This window comes from Kocuria rosea subsp. polaris (assembly GCF_001483755.1).
Classification (GTDB): Bacteria; Actinomycetota; Actinomycetes; order Actinomycetales; family Micrococcaceae; genus Kocuria; species Kocuria cellulosilytica.
In genome coordinates this window covers 12,546-30,213 of sequence record NZ_LQBK01000037.1, presented here as the reverse complement: position 1 = coordinate 30,213, position 17,668 = coordinate 12,546, and the positions used below count along the sequence as shown (strand labels likewise).

Genomic DNA, 17,668 nt, shown 5'->3' with positions numbered 1-17,668 from the left:
AACTCCCTGATGCCTGGAGGCGCAGCGCAGTGGAGCGCTGCCACAGCCGGGTTGCTGTCTTTTCCAGACTTAGCGCCGCCATGACGACGATCGGACCTCGGTCACTCCAATGGGCTGGGATTGCGCTCGGCGACACTGGCGGGTCCAGCGGTCATGATCTTGGCGGGCTTGGGTGGGAGGTGACGGAAGAGGAGTAACCGCATTAGCGCGGGCACTGGCCAGCAATGGCTCGTAGTGCTTGCTCAGTCGAACAGTCCGGCTGGTGGAGGATCCAGCGGAAGCGGTATCCCCTTGGGACTGTGGGCCCTAGGGGTACAGCCATGGAAAGGTCCCTTCTCGTCGAAGAGCACCCGCATGGTTGGGTCGGCGTAGTCGCGCCACCACACGGCTAGCCCGGTGGTGGGGTCGGTGCGCAGGTTCTCCCAGGCCCGCCAGAGGCCGGTGAGGCGGCTGACGGCTTCTTCGTGGCGCCACCATTGGGCGCACCAGGTGAAGGTGGTGGAGCGGCCGGCGAGGTCGATGTCGCGGCGGTACTGGTAGGCCAGGTGCTCGGTGACGAACTCGGCCACGTTTGCGTATACGAGCTCCCGCTCCCCCTCCCCCGGTTCGGCTTCCGCGAGGGGCTCGTCGTCGATGTCGTCGTGGCTGTTGGTGCGGCGGGCACCGATGTCCATGGCCTACTCCTTCACCAGGGCCGCCCACCGGTTGCCCGTGGGCTTGGTCGGGCTCGGCTCAGCAGCCTGGAGCTCAGGCACCGGCTCCACTTTGGCAGGGGTGTTGTGTGCGGCTTCGGAGGCCGCTGCTGCTTCGGCGTAGGGGCGGGCGCTGACCGGGACGGTGCGCAGCAGTACGGCCCTGGTCCCGGAGCCGAGCATCACCGCCCGGCCCTTGGGCATCGCGGCGAGGTCGGCCACGGAGAGGATGTCGTCGGTGGCGTCCTGGCGGGAAGTAGAGCCTGAGTCCTTTTGCCGGGAGGAGGAGACGGAGGTGTAGGTGTACTTGCCGATCAACTCCGAGAGCATCTTGAGGAAGCCTTCTTCTTTGACGTTGCCGCCGTAGGTGACGACGTTGGCGGTGGAGAACAGCTTCTTCATCCCGGACTCGCCCCACACGTCCACGCCTTGGGACCAGGACTGCAGGAAGGTGGAGACAACGATGCCGCGGGAGCCGTAATGACTGTAGAGGTCGGGCAGGTTCGCCCACCGGCACACATTGGCCGCCTCATCGAGCACGCAGACCATCGGGGTGGCCAGCCGGCCCCCGGCTTGGGTGACGGCGTGCTCTTCGGCGGCGGTCACGGTGGCCACGGTCAGGGCGGTCACCAGCGGACCTGCGGTGCCGGCCCCTTCCTTGGACAGGGCGTAGAGGGTGTGCTTGCCGGCCACGAACGGCTTCGGGTCGAACTGCGGGCGGTCGTCGTCCGGACCCGTGGGGTTGACCCAGGCGGCGATCTTCTCGTTCTTCAGGCACGCGGCCATCTGCAGGGCGGTGGAGTAGACGCTGCCGCGGTACTTCTCGGGCTGGCGGATGGTGCTGGCCACCGAGTCGGCTTCCTTGGACCACCCTGCCGCGTCGAGGAGTTTGGCGGGGGTGTCATCGGTGGAACGGGTCAGCCAGTAGTGCACCCGCTCAATCGGCTCCCCACCGCAGGCGGCGGCGAGCAACAGCCCGGCCAGCAGGTCCTTGCCGGCCGAATCGAAGTGAGCGTCCCCCATCTTGGCCCCGGCCGGGCGGGAGCCGGTAGCGAAGTTGTTCGCCATCTCAGCGGCGCGCTCACTATCGGTGACGTAGCTCAGCGGGTTCCACCACCAGGTCGGCGCCTCCCCGGCCACACCTTGGGGGTCGAAAACCCACACGTCGCCGTTCTCGGCGCGGAGGTCGCGGGTCAGATCGGAGAGGTCGCGCTTGTTGGAGGTGGCGATCACCGGACCCGGGGCCTCGATGATCGACGGGGCCGCCTGGGAGGTGGTCTTGCCGGTACGGGTGCCCCAGATGTGCAGGAGGGTGTCCTCCCAAGAGGCGTAAAGCGTGTGCCCGCCGCGGACCATCTTGCCGATCATCACCCCCGGGACCTCGACGCCGAAGCGAGCAGCTTTGGCGCGCGCCTGCTTCTCGGTGAAGGGAGCGACGTCACGGACCGACGCCATGCGCGGGGCGGCACGGTCGTGCTTGACGACCTTCTTCGCCTTCTGATGACGCTTCCACCCCCACAGTGCGAACAGCCCGGTCAGGAACAACCCGACCGTGGCGGCCAGGACGGTCTCCGTGGTGCGCCACGGGGCCTCGCCCGTGAAGACGCCCAGGGACCGTTCCCAGTACCCGGTAGGCAGCGGATTAGCACGCGGGGTCAGGGCATGGCCGGCGCTGGCGACGACGTAGAGGATGGTCGGAACACCGACGAGGGCGAAGAGCAGAGTCAGCAGCAGGGCTTCCTCCCCGCCGCCGGCCTTGTACTTGCGGTCCAGGGAGCTCATCGTTCGCCCCTTTCCTGAGCAGCGCGGAACTTGGCCTCGTGCCACTTCTTCTCGGTGTCGTGGACCTGGGACCGGCGCTCGGTGGGGGTGAACTCCATCGAGAACGGAATCCCCGCCCTCGCGCCGACCTTGATGAAGAACTTCCCCTGGCCCGGCGGCGGGGAGGTGGTGCGATCGTCGAAGTACCATTCCCGGTTCTCGGGGTCCTGAAGCCAGGCCCGCAGCTCGGCCTCGTTGATCGTGAGCCGGTCGGTGGAGGCGTACACGTCATCGTTGGTGTACTGGATCTCCTCGTCCCCGCGGCGGTTCCAGGCCGGCGGGTCCTGCCAGGCGGCGAGCTGTTCCTGCTCGCGCATCGACAGCGGCACGGACTCGGTCAGCAGCGGCATCTCGGATTTGGCCAGGCCGCCGAGGATCTTGATCCCGCAGCGGTCCATGATGCCCTTGGCCTTCGCCCGGTCCTCCTCGCCCCGCACAGCCATGAGGTCAGACGGGGTGTGGGAGGCCATGATCTGCCCGACCCCCATCTCCCGGTTCAGACGGGTCAGCGCGTTGACCTGATCGACGATGCCGGGCCCGGCCGCCAGGGTGTTCCACAGCTCGTCAAGGATGAGCAGGAACCGCTGCCGGGCGATCACCCCGTCATCGGCGAGCATGTTGGAGGTCCGCACCGTTCCGGTGCCAACCGACCAGCACGCCAACAGCGTGGCCGCCCGCAGATCGGACTCGGACTGGGAGATCCGCGAGAGGTCGAAGACCATCGGCCTCGAGGCGTCAATCTTGTTGGTGGAGGGGCGGGCGAACATCTGCCCGAAGGCCCCGGTCCCGCACAAGGAGTTCAGCGAGGACTCCAGGCCCTCGGTGATGGCCTCGTAACGCTCATCACTGCCGCGATCCAGGGAGACCTCGCGCACCTCGACCGGCTTGTCCTTGAGCACCTGGCGCAGGTCCGCCATGACCGGGACCGTGCCGGTCTCGGTGTGGCGGGCTTCCAGGACGGTGAGGCACCGATCCAGGATCTGGTCCTCGCGCTCGTTCAGCGGCTTCTTGCGCAGGATCGCGATCAGCGACCGGATCAGGTCGAACCGTCGGGTGTGCAGATCGGCCAGCAGCTCCTCCGCCTTCGCAGCAGACAGCAGCTTGGCCGCTGCCACCGCTCCGGCGTCGTCGAGCGGGTTGATGTGCCCGACCCCGCGGCCCAGCGGGAGGACGGCCCCGCTCAGGTGCTCGATCATCGCGACGTGTTCGCCCTTGATGTCGCCGAGGACCATCGGCCACACCCCGAAGGCGGCCAGCCCGATGGCCATCCGCCGCAGCAGGGAGGACTTGCCCAGCCCCGGGTTGGCCATGATGAAGGCCGAGGGGTTGGCGATCACCCGCAGCTTCTGGAACCAGGAGATCGGGTCACAGCACACCGGCTCCCCCGAGAGCAGGTTCCGCCCCAGCGGCACGCCTTCCAGTGGAGAGCCGCCGCCCATGGGGAAGGGGAACAGTCCGCACACCTGGTAGTTGGTGCCGCGCATCTCCCGGATCGGGTGCAGCAGCTGCGCCTCCCCCAACCCCCGGCCCTTGTGACCCCGCGGGCCCGGGCGACGAGTGGAGGAGGCAGTAACCGAGGTGCTGCCGGTGCGCTTGGGCTTGGCGAACACCTTGCCCAGCTTCGTCCGGGCGAAGGCCCGGTCCAGGACGGTGGTCGAGGTGTTGCCCCGGCTGGCCGGGAGGATGATCTGCTTACGGGCCTTGGTGCTCATCAGAGGGCGTTCCTCACGGTCGAGGGCAGGGCCAGGTGATCCGGGATGACCACACCGAGGGGCAGGCCGGCGGCGAAGGTGGAGTCCTGGGCGCCGTAGGCCTCCTCCAGGCGGATCCTCGCCGAGGTGCCGAGGTTCTCGATGATGGCTTCGGCCTCATCCAGCTCGCCCTTGGAACGGACGGTGGCGGTGACGACGAGCCCGAAGTTCAACAACCCCGCCCCGTCAGCTTCCTCGGCGGCGGTGGCCTGGGCTGCGCGGGTCTCGCGGGTGTCCCGTGCGGTGGCGCGGTTGCGGGAGGAGGCGTTGAAGGTGGCGGTGTTGATATCCGTTTCCACCATCTGCGCCGCCCGGGCGGGGTCAATGGGGCGGTAGAGCAGCGTGACGCGCTTACGCACCAGTTCCGGGTTCGGGGCGATCAGGGCTTGGAGGACGTTGGCCTGGACGGTGGAGCGCGGGGGCACCGACATCGCCCAGGACTTCGACCAGGCGTTGTTGTGGTGGTAGCAGTCCCAGAAGGTGTCGGCGGCCTGCGGGCCGACCTCACTCCAGTTCAGCTCCGGGGCCACCCCCTGGGCGTGTGCCCGGTCGAAGAGGATTGCCTCGGCCGGGTCGTAGGCCACCCGGATGACCTCGCACAGCTGCTGGGCCGTGAGCGGGGCGGCCACCCCGGCCCCGGTGTCGTTGAGGGACAGGGTGAGGTTGGGCAGACGCGCCGCCAGATCATCGGCGACCTCTTCCGGCTTGCGGATCCGCCCGCCGGCCCGCACGGAGGCTTTGAAGGTCACCGCGATGTAGGCCCGGGTGACGGTGGCCCCGGTGGGCAGCATCTGCACGGTCTCGTTGATGACGTCGCGGGCGAAGGCCGGGGCGTTGTCGGCCATGCGCGCCTCGATCTTGCGGGCCAGGCGGTATCCGGAGTCCGGGGCGGTCTCGATCGTCACGGAGGCGGCGGTCAGGCCGGGCTCGTCGGTGAGCATGCCCAGCCAGTGCGCCCAGCGGTCCACCCACCGGTTGATGTGTTCCTGGTCGACCATGCCCCCGCCGTCGGGCTCGGAGGAGAACACCACGGTGTAGTGGTGTTTCTGCGGGACCTCAAGCAGGGCGAAGGGGCGGCCGTAGCCGTCGACGTGCTCGGTGATCCTGGAGCGGGCCGAGATCCCGGGCAGCTTCGTCGTGCCTGAAGGGACCCGGGACACCGGCCCGGCCCGGTAGACGATCGCCCCGGCGTAGACGGCGTTGGCCCACCCGGCGCGGCGGACGATGCGCTCGATCAGGGTGCGCCCGTGCTTGTTCTTCTGCATCGACAGGGCGATCAACACCAGGATCACCGCCTCGAAGCCCAGGGCCACCAGCCACAGGTTGAGCATCATCAGCAGAATCCCGCCGACCACCCCACCGATCAGCAGCACGGTGCCGGCAGTCGAGAGCCCGGCCAGGCCCTTGGAAGTGGGGGTGCGGAAGTTGCCGTACACCCGCGGACGGTTCTCGGTTTTAGCTTCGGTCTGCGCCATCAGGGCGGGCCTCGTTTCCGGTCTCGTTGGCGATCTGCGCCTTGAACGCACGCGCCTGCTGCTGTGCGGCCTTCCCGAGCTGTCCCGCACCGGCGGAGCCAGTCGGCCGCGCCCCGGTACGCAGCGGTGTCGCACCGGAGCCACTGCCTGGGGACGGGCTGGCCCCTGTGCTCGTTGTCGGGCGGGCCCCGCTGCCCGGTGCTGCCACACCCGCACCAGGACCCGGGGCGGGTTGCGCCCCGGTGCCCGTGGAGGGTTTTCCGGCTCCGTCGTGGCCGGGCGCGGCGACGGAGGCTGCACCTGCCGAGCTGCTGGGCGAGGTGGAGCTCCCAGCGGAGGTGCCGCCTCCGGCACTGGACTGAGTGGCCTCGGAGACGGTTTCCCCGGTCTTCTTCACCGCGTCCGCGGCCATCATTCCGGCCGCGACCGGGGCCGCGGCCGCACCAGCGGCGGCAGTGCCTGCGGTGCCAGCGGCACTCGTTCCTGTGGTCCCTGCGGCACCGGCCCCAGTCGTTCCCGTGCCCCCACTGCCGGTGGGAGCGGGGCTCGATGTGGTTGGGGCGCTGGCCTTGCTGGGTGGCTGGGCAGCGGAGCTGTCGGAGCCGAAGCCGCGCCCGGACCGGGCCAGGTGGGAGGCGCCCTGCGGGATCGCCGCGCCCATCGCCGCGATCCCCAGCGCCCCGCCGCCACCGCCGGAGGAGGACATCGAGCCCAGGACGGGGCTGAGGAAGCCGATGAGCACGGGCAGGGCGAACACGGAGGCGACGATCATCATCAGCCCGGCGGCGAACTGGATCAGCCCGCTGCCTCCGTCTTCCCAGACCCCGGTGGTGGACATCTTGATCGCCAACCCGTAGATCAACGCGGCGGCGGGCTTGTAGAAGGCGAAGGCCAGGGTCCAGGCGATGACCTTCTGGAAGAAGTTTTTGCCCGTCTCGGTGTTCAGGAAGGCGGCTGAGAGCGGCAGGATCCCGGCCATCAGGAACAGCATCCCGGTGCGCAGCACCATCAGCATCAACTGGATGAGGTTCACGATGATCGCCACGATCCCGCCGACGATGATCAGGATAACGTTGCCGCCCAACCACACCGGATCGGCCGCACCGGCGCTGGTGGCGTTGTCCAGGGCCAGGAGCTTGAGCACGTCGGTCTGGAAGTCCTCGCCGATGGCCGAGTCGATGATCTGCACGGCCAGGGCGTCGGTGCCGGCCACCAGGACGTTGAGGATCGTCACTCCCGAGGCCGTCACCACGGCCAGGGTGAGCAGGTTCTTGAGCAGGTCGCGGGCCGGTTCGGCGCGCTGGGTCCAGGCCATTTGGGCCCCGGCGATCATCACGCTGAGTGCGGCCACGGCGAGGGTGAGGTAGAAGGTCTGGTCCTGGATGAAGCCCACCGACCCGGACAGGTTTCCCGCCCGGGCGGGGACGAGGAAGCCGATCAGGCTGGTGGCCCCACCGATCAGGGCGGCCCCGGAGGCCAGCACGGTGGCCGTGTTCACCAGGCTGGCCCCGTCGCCGCGGCGGGCGTTGGTGGCCAACACGATGCCCAGGAACAGCACCCCGAACACGCACACCCCCAGCCCGATCCAGCTCGCGTAGCTCAGCAGCAGGTCGATGTAGGCGTTGAATTCCCCACGCGCCGGAGCCTGGGAGGCGGGTGCACTGTTGCTGGTGAGGTTGGCGCTGCCGATCAGAGTCCACATGGAGCCCAGGGAGGCGATCGTGTCGACCACGGCAGCGGTTACACCGTCGGCGATCTGATCCAGCGCATCACCGGCCGCTCCGGTGAGTGCGTCGCTGACTCCTTCCTTGACCTTGCAGAAGCCATCGAGTGCGAAGCACTTCTCTTCCTCAGCCATCGTGGGGTCCCCACTCGATGTACCCGTTCAGGTCTGACACCTGGCCGGAGACGGGGCCTGTGCCGCCGTTGTCCTGCAGGGCGAAGCGCCAATCGCCGTCTTGCCACATAAGGTCTGCGCTAGTGGTGATGTATGTCTTTTCGTTCCCGTCGTCTCCTGCCAATACGACCTCGACCGTGGCTCGCTCGCCCGTGTACGAAAGCAGTCGGAAGCCGGCAACCTCGACTGGGACCGTGGAAGCATCCCCCGCGGAGACCCGCTGCTGGACCTGCCCCACGGCGATGTCCTTACCGGGGCCCTCAATGGCAAGCTCGTTGAGAGTGTCCAGCAGAAGCTGGGGATCGTTGCTCGAGGCCAGCATGTTGGCGACGCTCAGTAACGCCCCTTCGGGAGTGTGGGAGTAGCAGGAGCGCACACCCGTTGACTCGTCTACGGTGCCCGGTCCGTGCTCCTCCGAGGACGGTGCGTAGATCGCGCCCAGGGCGGTCCATTCGACGTCCTCGGGGGCCTTCGTGAGCGTGGTGCCGCCGGAGGCGTCCAAACCGCACTCCGACTCCCCGCCCGCCACCGGTTCGGCGGTGGTGGCTGGCGCCGGGGCGGCCTGGGTGGGCTCTTCACCGTCGGGCCACAGCCACAGAACCACCCCCAGCACAATCAGCAACGCGACCAGGACCGCTGAGATCAGGAAGCGGGGGGCCTTCCACCAGGCGTTGTTGTCGTCGGTCTCGATCTGATCTGTCACCTGCTGCTCCTCTGATGCGGGGGGTTGGTCTTGCGGGGGCCAGAGGTCATGCCCCGGAGATGAAGGACAGGATCGAGGCGCCGCCGGAGATCAAGGCCACGGCCAGCACGATCTTGATGATCCCGGAGACCTCCTCGGTGGTCTCTCCACGGCGGGCATCGAAGGCCATCTTTCCGCCGACCACCAGCAGGCCCAGCACAGCGATGCCCAGGGCGATCCATTTGCCGACACCGACCATGCGGTTCCAGGTGTCACCGATCCCGGGAGGGGCCAGCGGGTCGGAGTCGGGCAGGGCGGCCGGCAGCGCCAGCACGGTGTCCTGGGCGGCAAGTACAAGGTCGATCATTGGGGGGTCCTCTCAGAAGTTGCTTCATCGGCTGCCTCACCGAGGGCGGTGAGGACTTTCCTCGGCTCACGGGCCATGGACTCCCAGTCCGTGGCTCCGGTGAGTCGGAGTTCTTCGATCCACGGCACCACCCAGGTGGAGGGGACACCACCGGAAATCACGCGGGTCGCTGCGGCCAGGGGTTTCGGGGTCTTGCCCGGGGTGCCGGCCACGATCACCAACCCCGCGAGCACTACCTCCGGGTGTTGCCCGGAGGCCCAGTCCTGGGCGGCACGTCGAGCTGCTTCCAACCCGCGATGCGTCTGTCGGGCGAGGAGGACAACGACAGGAGACGGTGCCTCTGGGATGGGAGAAGGCCAACGGTGATGGCATTCGACACCGCCCAGCAGCTCCCGGAATGTGGTCTCTCCCGCTCCGCCATGGGCGCCTAACCAGTACGGACCAGCGGAGGACGTGGGGAACCGTTCGAGCCGTCTGTCGCCGTCCGGTGCGGAAATACCCTGCTGGGGCGCCTGCGCCCCCCGAAGCACCGAGGGCGGTTCAGGATGGGTCTCCTCCAGGAGCGAGACCGTCTGGGCCCTCGTGCCGGGTGCGACGAACCCCGTCCACCGATTGCCCATCTAGGCTCCTAAGTTGAATCCAATGCACCGAGGTGCATCCCCGTGGGTCACCTACGGAAACGAATTGAACATGTTCAACTATAGGCGGTTTCGAGCTATGGTGTGCAACCGTAAGCAACTTTTTCCCACTTCGATGTACCGGAGCCGCCGTGATCGCCGGAGCGCTCTCCATGACTGAGTCGCTGGACAGACTCTTCAACGGGCTGCCCGAGCGACTCACCGTGGCCCAGCTGACCGAGGTTCTGGGGCTGTCCAGCACCACGGTGACCTACCGGTGGCTGAGGGATGGGCGGGTGCCAGCCATACAGCTGGGCTCGCACTGGATCATCCTCCGGGACGACGTGAAAGAGCACCTGCGTGCTCACTACAACGTCTCTCAGCAGCCCAACCTCGGAGTGGGGGAGACCGACTGATACGAAAGGCATCCCCATGGCGCAGGCGCTCGACCGTCCGCGATGCACCGCAACGATCAACGACGACGACACCGTTGAAGTCTCCATCGACGGTGTGGTGACCCCCCTGAACTCGATGGACGACGCCATTGCTCATCTAACCGAGACCGCGCGTATCTTGGATCGGCCCGTCAAGGTCGTAGCCGTCGACCCGTCTTCGGGAAGCGAACTCGAGACCTACCTGGTCGTTGGGCCTGACGGGGAGGTCTCCACCGACGGGACGGCCACCCGCCCCTCTCGGGCCGGGCGTCGAGGCAGCCGTGGGGTCAGCCTTGAGGAGCTCGTGCCCGCCGAGTCGGCCCCGGAGCCAACGCTGACCGAGCCCGAGAGTTCCTCTGTTGAAGAAGCTGACTCGATGCCTTCCACCCTCGTCGCGCCGACTCTCGAGAGCGCGTCGCAGCCCCGTCCCATGCACACGAAGCCGATGCCCTCCAGCGCCCCGGCGCTGCAACCATCGGACACGACAGTCTGGGACATCGATTCCGCCCCCAGTTTCATCGCCACCGACAGCTCCCTGACCGACGCACCAGCCACCCACGGCTGGCGCGGAATGCTCAATCGCATCGGGCTGCACCTGCCCCCCGGGCCTGGGGAAGTAGCCGAACGAGAAGACCTGGCCGCGGTCTCACGGCACTGGATCGGCTCCCGCACCATCGCGGTCGTCAACCAGAAGGGCGGTGCCAACAAGACCCCCACCGTTGCCCTGCTCGCCGCCCAGTTCGCCCGCCACGGCGGGGCCGGCGTGCTCGCCTGGGACAACAACGAAGCCATGGGCTCCCTGGGCTGGCGCACCGACGGCGCCGGCCACGACTCCACCGCACTGGACCTTCTCCACCACGCCAATCACTTCCTCACCGCCGAAGCCAAAGCGGCCGAGCTGGCCGCCTTCGTCCACCACCAAACCCAGGATGCCTACGACGTCCTCCGCTCCGACGAATCGCCGTCCAACACCCACGAAATCACCGGGGCCGAGGTGGACGCCCTGCACCGGGTCGCCGAGAAGTACTACCGGCTCGTCATCATGGACAGCGGCAACTCCACCCGGGGCGAGAACTGGGCGCACATGATCGCCCACACCGACCAGATCGTCATCGCCACCACCACCGAGTCCGACAAGGCCCAGGGCGGAGTCAACGCCCTCAAAGCCCTGCACGCCGGAGGCCCCCATGCCGGGGAACTGGCCCGCAATGCCGTGGTGGTCATCTCCGAGCTGATGCCCTCGCACAGCACCAAGGCCCACGCCATCGCCCAGGAGTACGCCCCGTTCGTGCGTGAGGTGGCCATCGTCCCCTTCGACCCACACCTGGTGCAGGGCCGCATTCACCACCGACAACTGCGCCCTGCCACCCGACGGGCCTGGCTGCACGCCGCAGCCCTGGTCTCACAAGGCTTCTGATGGCCGGACCCCGCCCCCGAACCCTCGGCGGCGCGGCCCTGCTGCTCCTTGGACTGCCGGTGGGCATGACCATGGCTTTGACCATGCTCGTGGCCACCCTGGCCGAGGATGAAGACGCCGCGGGCTTGTCCACCAGCTGCACGGCCACCGCCGTCGGCACCAACGAGAAGGCCAATGTGGTGTCCGTTCCCAACGGCTGGGGGCCGCTCGTGGACGCGGCCGCCGACCAGGCCGGACTGTCGGCCAGTCTGGTCGCCGCGCAACTGGCGCAGGAGTCCAGGTGGAACCCGGACACCACCAGCCCCGTCGGCGCCCAGGGCCTGGCCCAGTTCATGCCCGCCACCTGGACCACCCACGGCAACGGCGGCAACCCCTTCGACCCCGAAGACGCCATCGCTGCCCTGGGCCGCTACATGGCAGCCCTGAAAAGCCAAGTTCAGCCCATCGCCGGGGACGATCCGGACGAGCTCGTGCGCCTGACCCTGGCCGCCTACAACGCCGGACCCGGTGCGGTGCAGCAGCACCACGGCGTCCCGCCCTACCCGGAGACCCAGCAGTACATCGAGAAAATCCTCGACGGCGCCCAGGGGAACTTCTCCGTCGGCTGCAAGGCTTCTACCGGTGCGAGGTCCTGGGGCGGCGACCTCGGCGACGGGCAATGGACGACCCCGTTGCCCGGCGGTGTCTTCACCTCCGGGTACGGCGGCCGCGCCCTGGCCGGTGTCCCGTCCTGGGCCAACCAGCACGTGGGCGTGGACATCGCCACCCCTGGGGCCGGCAACGGCAGCGGCGGAGTCGTCGTTGCCCCCACCAGCCTGCGAATCACCGGGTTCAACGCCACCGACGGCTGCGTCATCGCCAAAGAGAACGGGCCCGACCCCGACTTCGGCTTCGCGTTCTGTCACCTGCACTCCTGGGATGTGACCAAGGGCCAGAAGCTCAAACGCGGGGACATCATCGGCGTCGAGGGCAACCGTGGACGCTTCGGCATGGCCACCCACCTGCACTTTGAGATCTACAAGCCCGGCGCCCCCGATCTCGTCTTCCCCTACCAAGGGCACAACCTCGACCCCGAGTCCATCCTCAAAGAGAAAGGTGCGTGGCCGAGATGATGCGCCACCCATTCAGCCTCGCCGCAGCACTGCTGCTGTGCGCGGTGCCGCTTGCCGCCTGTGACTCGCCCAGCGAGGCCCAGCAAAGTTCCCCAGAAGCCATTGTCTCTACCGTGCTGCCACAGCTGGGCGAGGGAACTTTCGCCACCCCGGACGACGCTGAGCGCACCGACGTGGATTCCACTGCCGAGGTCGTCGCCCTGATGCTCCACCTCTGGGACACCACCATCGATCGCACCGAGACCGCTGCCGCGGTCCGGGCCAAGCCGCTGATGTCCGCCGACTGGGCCGCGCATCAGGTCGAGCCCGAACGCAACGCAGCAGGTGCCCCGTGGCTCGCGGCCGCTGAGCACCAGGGGTACAGCGCACCCACCATCGTCCCCGTCCGCGGCGACGTCAATCAGGACGTCGCTCCGGACAAGGCCATCCGCGCCTACACCGTGGAATGGACCTGGAATACCCGCGACGGGGCCACCGTCCACGAAACGGGTCGTCGGCAGGTCACCCTCTACCTCGAGGAGCACGACGGCCAGTGGGAAGTCGTCGGCCATCAGTCCCGCGACATGAGCAAGACCCAATAAAATTTGATCCCACACCACGTCGGTGGGGAACAATCCCACGCCGGCGTCGGTCAGGACAGCAGGAACCTGGCCCGGTACGGCTTCCATCCGAATCTCACTTCACCTCACCGTGGAATCGTGCATCTGATGCAGGAAATCACCGCTCACCAGCGGCCCAGCAACACCCTGGTGAATCATCTGATGCACACTGCAATTTCGCCGGCCGCGGTACGTCGCGGAACTGCTATGGAATCGGCCCGACGGGAGCTCCACCAGATGCGAGAACTCCCGTAGGTTTTTGTCCGGTAATTATTGTTATGTAAATTCATTAGGACAACTGCCCGATAAGCGGTGTCCATGACCGACCGGCACCTGCACAGTGGCACCCCCGGATCTCGGCTGTACCCGCTCACGGGCAAGTCAGATCAACGTCATCTGATTGCGCGGCAGTCCCGTCGGTGGTGTGCTCGCCATGGGTTTGTACGCTGTGGCCAATGCCGCACCGTAGGAGGAGAACCTGTGCCTGTGTGGATTTGTCGATCGTGTGGTGTGGAGCATGCTCTGACGGCCCAGCCTCCGAAAGGCTGCGCAATCTGCGCGGACGACCGGGAGGACAAGGTGCTCCATGGCCCGCGGTGGACGACTCTGGAAGAGCTGCGGAGGGCGGGCCATGAGACCCGGTTCGAGCAGCTCGAGCCGGACCTGTACGGAATCCGTGTCGTTCCCCGTTTCGGGATCGGCCAGCGTGCCCTGTTGTTGCGTACTCCGGCTGGGAGCCTGCTGTGGGATCCGACCGGCTTCCTCGATTCGGCCGCGATCGAGCGGGTGCAGGAGTTGGGCGGGGCCGCCTTCATCATCGCCAGCCACCCGCACATGTACGGGGTGCAGGTTGAATGGTCCCGCGCCCTGGGCGGGGTTCCGGTGATGGTGGCCGAGGCCGACCGCCAATGGGTGCAACGCGAGGATCCGGTGATCAGCTCTTGGTCAGGGCAGCGGCAACTGCTGCCCGGAGTGAGGTTGCACACCTTGGGTGGGCACTTTCCCGGCAGCGCTGTGGTGCACTGGGAGGCCGGGGCTCAGGGCCGCGGCGTGCTGCTGGCCGGCGACACGCTCTACGCCAACCCGGACGGGCGGACGGTGGCGTTCATGCGCAGCTACGTCAATCAGTACCCGCTCTCGGCGGCCGTGGTGCAACGGATCGCGGCGGCCGCCACGGCCCTGGAATTCGACCGGCTCTACAGCAACACCGGGGGCGCCATCGAGGCCGGGGCCCGGGACGCAGTGGCACGCTCCGCCGCCCGGCACGTGGGGTGGGTCCGCGGGGACCACGACCATCTGACCTGAACCCGAACCGGCAGGTTCACGGCCTAGGGTGTCCAGGCCTGCTGCAGAACCTCATGAACGGCGACCAGCGCGACCATGCGGCGACCGCCGCCTCCCGGGACTCCCTGCAAGGGCCGGCCGCTAACCGGACTTGCGTAAGGCCGCGGTGAGCTGGACTGCTCCGAGGCCTCGCCTGCCGTGCGCACCCACCGTGGCCGTCACTGTGTCTGAGTCGAATGACCTGGGGTGATCCCCAGCGACTGCAACTCGCGCCTGCGCTCTTGGAGCTGCGCTTCCATCCGAGCAGTCCACAGGCGCGACTGGTGCTCAAAGTTCGCTACGAACCCGATAGCCAGTAGCACCACCCCAGCCACCAGCAGAGCCATCGAGGCCGGATCCGGCATTTGATCGACTTTAACGGACAGCCACAGCCCGGCGGCGGCCACCACGGCCGCAGAACCGCCGACACCAGTAGTCACCGCGATCAATGCGCCTGCCATTAGAGGCCCTCCTCGAGCTCGAACTAGACTTTAGTCTATTTCATACACTCCAGTAACTTGATATGTCAACAACCATGGATTAATGGGCGCGATGGTCCACGATCACTGGAATAGCGGGCCTCGTGTCTGAGTTGTGGTCGATGCCAGCACCCCCTTCCTGCTCAAAGGAGCACGCACCAGACCATGGCCACCGATTACGACGCTCCGCGCTCCCGGCCCGAGGACGAGCCGGCCAACGAGTCCCTGGAGGCGATCCAGGTCCAGCGCAGCGCCGCCACCCAGACCGCGGTCATCGACGCCGAGGACTTCGACACCGCCGAGGGCATCGACCTGCCCGGGGCGGACCTCTCCCACGAAGAGCTCACCGTGGCCGTCGTCCCGGAGCAGGCCGACGAGTTCACCTGCGGCTCCTGCTTCCTGGTCCGCCACCGCTCCCAGCTCGCCCGCCAGAAGAACGGAACCAGCTACTGCACCGACTGCGAGGGCTGAGCTCCGCAGGCCATTGATGGAACACACGGCTCAGGCCCCGGGCGCGCGATGCGCTCGGGGCCGGAGTCGTTGCCCGTCCACCAGTCAGACGGGCCGAGCGGTGGAAGCTAGTTCTTCGCCGTGGCCGGGCGCCGGCGCCCCAGGACGGTGCGGGGGTTGAGCTTGTCGGTGTAGGCGATGGAGCCGTAGCGGAACAACTGCACCGCCACCCGCAGCACCAGGATCCCGAACACGAACAGCTCGGCGATGACGATGCCGGCGGTGAGCGGGTCGAGGGTGCCGAAGCCGTTGCGCAGCATCGCGGTGACCGGGGCGGTGAGCGGGAAGAACGTGAAGACCTGCACGATGAGCGCATCGGGGTCGGAGATGGTGAGGCTGATGGCGTAGAAGGGGATGAACATGGAGAAGATCAGCGGCCCGAAGATCACTCCGGCGTCCTTGGCGGTGGGCATGATCGCCCCGATCGCCACCAGCACCCCCGTGAACAGCACGAACCCGCCGATCAGCAGCAACACCGCCACGACCATGGTCCCCGCATCCAGTGGCAGCCGGCTCAAATCCAGGTCGGGGATGTTCATCCGGTCGCGGAAGAAGACGTAGCCGATCACCACCGGGGCCAGCAGCACCAGGATCTGCACGGCCCCGACGGCGAAGACGGCCAGGATCTTGCCCAGCACCAAGGTCGTGGGGTTCACGGTGGTGAGGATCATCTCGGTGACCCGGTTCTCCTTCTCCTCCAGGGTGGAGTTGAGCATCTGGTTCGACAGCATCACGATTACCAGGAAGAACACCACCAGTAGCCCCAGCGGGGCGATGGCCTCGGTGAACCCGCCGGTGACCTCCCCGTCGCGGAAGATCGTGGACTCCACCTCCAGATCCCCGGCCGCGGCCGCGGCCAGACCCGGGTCCCCGATCTGGGCCTGGGCGGCGGTGGTCAGCAGGGATGCGGCGACGGCCTCGTAGGCCCCGTTGTCGAAGAGCCCCCGGTCTGCCCCGGTCACTTCGATCGGCTCGGCAGCCGGATCGACCGGGTAGGCGAAGTAGGCGTCCAGTTCTCCCGTCTGTACCGCCTCGATCGCCGCATCGGGGTTGGTGGCAACTTCGCCGCCATAAGCGGCAGCCAACTCGTCCGGGATGGTCCCGGAAGGGTCCGTGTAGGCGAAGGTGAGCTCGGCCTCGGCCTGAGCCTGGGAGGAGTTGCTGATCGAGGTGTTGGAGGTGAAGGACAGGGCGAAGATGATCGCGATGACCGCCGGTACGGCCAGGACCGCGATCCAGAACCCGCGCTTGCGCACGGTCCGGAGGAACTCGAACCCGACGACCGTGGAGAGGTTGTGCTGTCCCATCAGGCCCCCACCCCCGCCGTCTCGGGTTGGCTGGCGTCCTCGAGGCTGTCGGCGCCGTAGACGCGGATGAAGATCTCCTCCAAGGAGATCCGGGCGGCGCTGAAGCCGCTGACCGGGACACCGGCGCCCACGAGCTCGGTGAGCACCGTGGTCTCATCGGCACCCGGGGCCGGGGCGAGATCGGACACCTGCCCCTCCCCTGCCGGGCGGCTGCTCATCACGGTGTAGTGGTGTGAATTTGGTACCACACCGGTGTGGGTCACCCGGTAGGTAGTGCCGCCGAACTGCTCCTGCACCTCCCGCACCGTGCCGTAGGCGTGGGAGGTGCCGTCCTTGAGCAGGATCACCCGATCACAGAGCCGCTCGACCTCTTCCATCTGGTGGGTGACCATCACCACCGTCGCCCCGGCCTTTTGCTGGTCTTCGATGATGTCCATCAGCAGCCGGCGGTTGACCGGGTCGAAGCCCTTGGTCGGCTCGTCCAGGATCAGCAGTTCCGGGGTGTTCATGATCGTCACCCCCAGCTGCACCTTCTGCTGCTGACCCCCAGAAAGCTTGTCCAGGCGGGTGGCTGCTTTGTCGGCCAGCCCGACGCGTTCGAGGTATTCCAGTGACCAGGACCGAGCCGCCTGTTTGTCGAGGCCTTTGAGGCGGCCGAAGTAGGCCATGGTCTCGAGCACCGGTTCCTTCTTGTACAGCCCTCGCTCCTCCGGCAGGTACCCGAGCCGGGCCCCGTCGGCAGGCGCGAAGGACTTGCCGTTGATGTGCAGGGTCCCCGCGGTGGGCTGATAGATCCCCAACAACGCCCGCAGGGTCGTGGTCTTCCCGGACCCGTTAGAGCCCAGGAACCCAAAGGTCTCCCCCGCGTGCACATCGAAGGACAAATCCTCGATCACAGTGGAGTTCCCGAAGATCATCCGGAAGTCGTCAATGTGGACCAGCGGCTCACTCATGGTGTTCTCTTTCGCATACGCCCAGCCTACGGAGGCGCCGTCCACCGCCGCCGGACCCCTGTCTCTGGCACCTCGAGGGAATGCGGGTGCCGAGTCCGCGCTGTCCGAGATGCCTCGGCACCCTCCCCCCTGCTCGGTCGTCTACCCCAGCGGTGGTGGGGGCGTCCCTTCGCCCCGGGACACCGCGTTCTCCCCCGGTGACCCGCAGTCGGCCTCCTCGCACCGATAGCTG

17 protein-coding genes are annotated in these 17,668 nt (G+C 67.5%); 6 read left to right on the top strand and 11 right to left on the bottom strand.

What is annotated here, in order from left to right; genetic code table 11:
* Positions 1 to 242: 242 nt before the first annotated feature.
* From AVL61_RS13635 to AVL61_RS18745, 8 genes are read right to left on the bottom strand one after another with little or no spacing between them, the layout of a single operon-like run.
* Positions 243 to 674 (bottom strand): DUF4913 domain-containing protein, encoded by a 432-nt coding sequence (locus AVL61_RS13635; RefSeq protein WP_058874870.1) that lies wholly within the window; start codon positions 672 to 674, stop codon positions 243 to 245.
* A 3-nt stretch (positions 675 to 677) separates the two neighbouring features.
* Positions 678 to 2,474 carry a type IV secretory system conjugative DNA transfer family protein gene (locus AVL61_RS13630; protein ID WP_058874869.1) on the bottom strand — a complete coding sequence of 599 codons (1,797 nt, stop codon included), beginning with the start codon at positions 2,472 to 2,474 and terminating at the stop codon, positions 678 to 680.
* Positions 2,471 to 4,225, bottom strand: a complete 1,755-nt coding sequence (locus AVL61_RS13625; protein WP_058874868.1) for an ATP/GTP-binding protein — start codon at positions 4,223 to 4,225, stop codon at positions 2,471 to 2,473. Before AVL61_RS13625 ends, AVL61_RS13630 begins: the two co-directional genes overlap by 4 nt.
* Complete coding sequence (locus tag AVL61_RS13620) at positions 4,225 to 5,739, bottom strand: SCO6880 family protein (protein ID WP_082697168.1); 1,515 nt, start codon at positions 5,737 to 5,739, stop codon at positions 4,225 to 4,227. Before AVL61_RS13620 ends, AVL61_RS13625 begins: the two co-directional genes overlap by 1 nt.
* A complete protein-coding gene (locus AVL61_RS13615; RefSeq protein WP_058874867.1) occupies positions 5,720 to 7,597 on the bottom strand; it encodes a TrbL/VirB6 family protein in 1,878 nt (625 codons plus the stop codon). The genes AVL61_RS13620 and AVL61_RS13615 overlap by 20 nt, the downstream gene beginning before the upstream one ends.
* Positions 7,590 to 8,339, bottom strand: a complete 750-nt coding sequence (locus tag AVL61_RS13610; protein WP_058874866.1) for a DUF8175 domain-containg protein — start codon at positions 8,337 to 8,339, stop codon at positions 7,590 to 7,592. The genes AVL61_RS13615 and AVL61_RS13610 overlap by 8 nt, the downstream gene beginning before the upstream one ends.
* A gap of 46 nt (positions 8,340 to 8,385) precedes the next feature.
* Positions 8,386 to 8,685, bottom strand: a complete 300-nt coding sequence (locus AVL61_RS13605; protein ID WP_017832684.1) for a hypothetical protein — start codon at positions 8,683 to 8,685, stop codon at positions 8,386 to 8,388.
* On the bottom strand, positions 8,682 to 9,305 hold the full coding sequence (locus AVL61_RS18745) for a DUF6668 family protein (protein ID WP_408669426.1): 624 nt from the start codon (positions 9,303 to 9,305) through the stop codon (positions 8,682 to 8,684). Before AVL61_RS18745 ends, AVL61_RS13605 begins: the two co-directional genes overlap by 4 nt.
* A 170-nt stretch (positions 9,306 to 9,475) precedes the next feature.
* Between AVL61_RS18745 and AVL61_RS13600 the strand changes: the two genes are divergently transcribed.
* From AVL61_RS13600 to AVL61_RS13580, 5 genes are all read left to right on the top strand, one after another.
* A complete protein-coding gene (locus AVL61_RS13600) occupies positions 9,476 to 9,718 on the top strand; it encodes a helix-turn-helix domain-containing protein (RefSeq protein ID WP_157571439.1) in 243 nt (80 codons plus the stop codon).
* A gap of 16 nt (positions 9,719 to 9,734) precedes the next feature.
* A complete protein-coding gene (locus tag AVL61_RS13595; protein ID WP_058874864.1) occupies positions 9,735 to 11,153 on the top strand; it encodes a hypothetical protein in 1,419 nt (472 codons plus the stop codon).
* Complete coding sequence (locus AVL61_RS13590) at positions 11,153 to 12,265, top strand: transglycosylase SLT domain-containing protein (protein WP_058874863.1); 1,113 nt, start codon at positions 11,153 to 11,155, stop codon at positions 12,263 to 12,265. Before AVL61_RS13595 ends, AVL61_RS13590 begins: the two co-directional genes overlap by 1 nt.
* Positions 12,262 to 12,846, top strand: a complete 585-nt coding sequence (locus AVL61_RS13585) for a hypothetical protein (RefSeq protein WP_058874897.1) — start codon at positions 12,262 to 12,264, stop codon at positions 12,844 to 12,846. The genes AVL61_RS13590 and AVL61_RS13585 overlap by 4 nt, the downstream gene beginning before the upstream one ends.
* 504 nt (positions 12,847 to 13,350) lie before the next feature.
* The gene (locus AVL61_RS13580) at positions 13,351 to 14,169 is read left to right on the top strand and encodes an MBL fold metallo-hydrolase (RefSeq protein ID WP_408669427.1); all 819 of its coding nucleotides are present in this window, start codon (positions 13,351 to 13,353) and stop codon (positions 14,167 to 14,169) included.
* A gap of 197 nt (positions 14,170 to 14,366) precedes the next feature.
* Here the strand turns inward: AVL61_RS13580 and AVL61_RS13575 are convergent, their stop codons facing one another.
* Entirely contained in the window at positions 14,367 to 14,648 is a 282-nt protein-coding gene (locus AVL61_RS13575; RefSeq protein ID WP_058874862.1) for a hypothetical protein, read from the bottom strand.
* A 183-nt stretch (positions 14,649 to 14,831) separates the two neighbouring features.
* Here AVL61_RS13575 and AVL61_RS13570 point away from each other — a divergent pair, with 183 nt between their 5' ends.
* Positions 14,832 to 15,137 (top strand): DUF4193 domain-containing protein, encoded by a 306-nt coding sequence (locus AVL61_RS13570; protein ID WP_058874861.1) that lies wholly within the window; start codon positions 14,832 to 14,834, stop codon positions 15,135 to 15,137.
* 107 nt (positions 15,138 to 15,244) lie between these two features.
* Here AVL61_RS13570 and AVL61_RS13565 read toward each other — a convergent pair whose 3' ends face one another.
* A complete protein-coding gene (locus tag AVL61_RS13565) occupies positions 15,245 to 16,483 on the bottom strand; it encodes an ABC transporter permease (RefSeq protein WP_058874860.1) in 1,239 nt (412 codons plus the stop codon).
* A complete protein-coding gene (locus AVL61_RS13560) occupies positions 16,483 to 17,436 on the bottom strand; it encodes an ABC transporter ATP-binding protein (RefSeq protein ID WP_058874859.1) in 954 nt (317 codons plus the stop codon). Before AVL61_RS13560 ends, AVL61_RS13565 begins: the two co-directional genes overlap by 1 nt.
* Positions 17,437 to 17,668 lie beyond the last annotated feature (232 nt).

Excerpts from the sequence above, each read along its gene's own strand:
- AVL61_RS13635 (WP_058874870.1), bottom strand. The coding sequence starts at position 674 with ATGGACATCGGTGCCCGCCGCACCAACAGCCACGACGACATCGACGAC.
- AVL61_RS13630 (WP_058874869.1), bottom strand. The coding sequence starts at position 2,474 with ATGAGCTCCCTGGACCGCAAGTACAAGGCCGGCGGCGGGGAGGAAGCC.
- AVL61_RS13625 (WP_058874868.1), bottom strand. The coding sequence starts at position 4,225 with ATGAGCACCAAGGCCCGTAAGCAGATCATCCTCCCGGCCAGCCGGGGC.
- AVL61_RS13620 (WP_082697168.1), bottom strand. The coding sequence starts at position 5,739 with ATGGCGCAGACCGAAGCTAAAACCGAGAACCGTCCGCGGGTGTACGGC.
- AVL61_RS13615 (WP_058874867.1), bottom strand. The coding sequence starts at position 7,597 with ATGGCTGAGGAAGAGAAGTGCTTCGCACTCGATGGCTTCTGCAAGGTC.
- AVL61_RS13605 (WP_017832684.1), bottom strand. The coding sequence starts at position 8,685 with ATGATCGACCTTGTACTTGCCGCCCAGGACACCGTGCTGGCGCTGCCG.
- AVL61_RS18745 (WP_408669426.1), bottom strand. The coding sequence starts at position 9,305 with ATGGGCAATCGGTGGACGGGGTTCGTCGCACCCGGCACGAGGGCCCAG.
- AVL61_RS13600 (WP_157571439.1), top strand. The coding sequence starts at position 9,476 with ATGACTGAGTCGCTGGACAGACTCTTCAACGGGCTGCCCGAGCGACTC.
- AVL61_RS13595 (WP_058874864.1), top strand. The coding sequence starts at position 9,735 with ATGGCGCAGGCGCTCGACCGTCCGCGATGCACCGCAACGATCAACGAC.
- AVL61_RS13590 (WP_058874863.1), top strand. The coding sequence starts at position 11,153 with ATGGCCGGACCCCGCCCCCGAACCCTCGGCGGCGCGGCCCTGCTGCTC.
- AVL61_RS13585 (WP_058874897.1), top strand. The coding sequence starts at position 12,262 with ATGATGCGCCACCCATTCAGCCTCGCCGCAGCACTGCTGCTGTGCGCG.
- AVL61_RS13575 (WP_058874862.1), bottom strand. The coding sequence starts at position 14,648 with ATGGCAGGCGCATTGATCGCGGTGACTACTGGTGTCGGCGGTTCTGCG.
- AVL61_RS13570 (WP_058874861.1), top strand. The coding sequence starts at position 14,832 with ATGGCCACCGATTACGACGCTCCGCGCTCCCGGCCCGAGGACGAGCCG.
- AVL61_RS13565 (WP_058874860.1), bottom strand. The coding sequence starts at position 16,483 with ATGGGACAGCACAACCTCTCCACGGTCGTCGGGTTCGAGTTCCTCCGG.
- AVL61_RS13560 (WP_058874859.1), bottom strand. The coding sequence starts at position 17,436 with ATGAGTGAGCCGCTGGTCCACATTGACGACTTCCGGATGATCTTCGGG.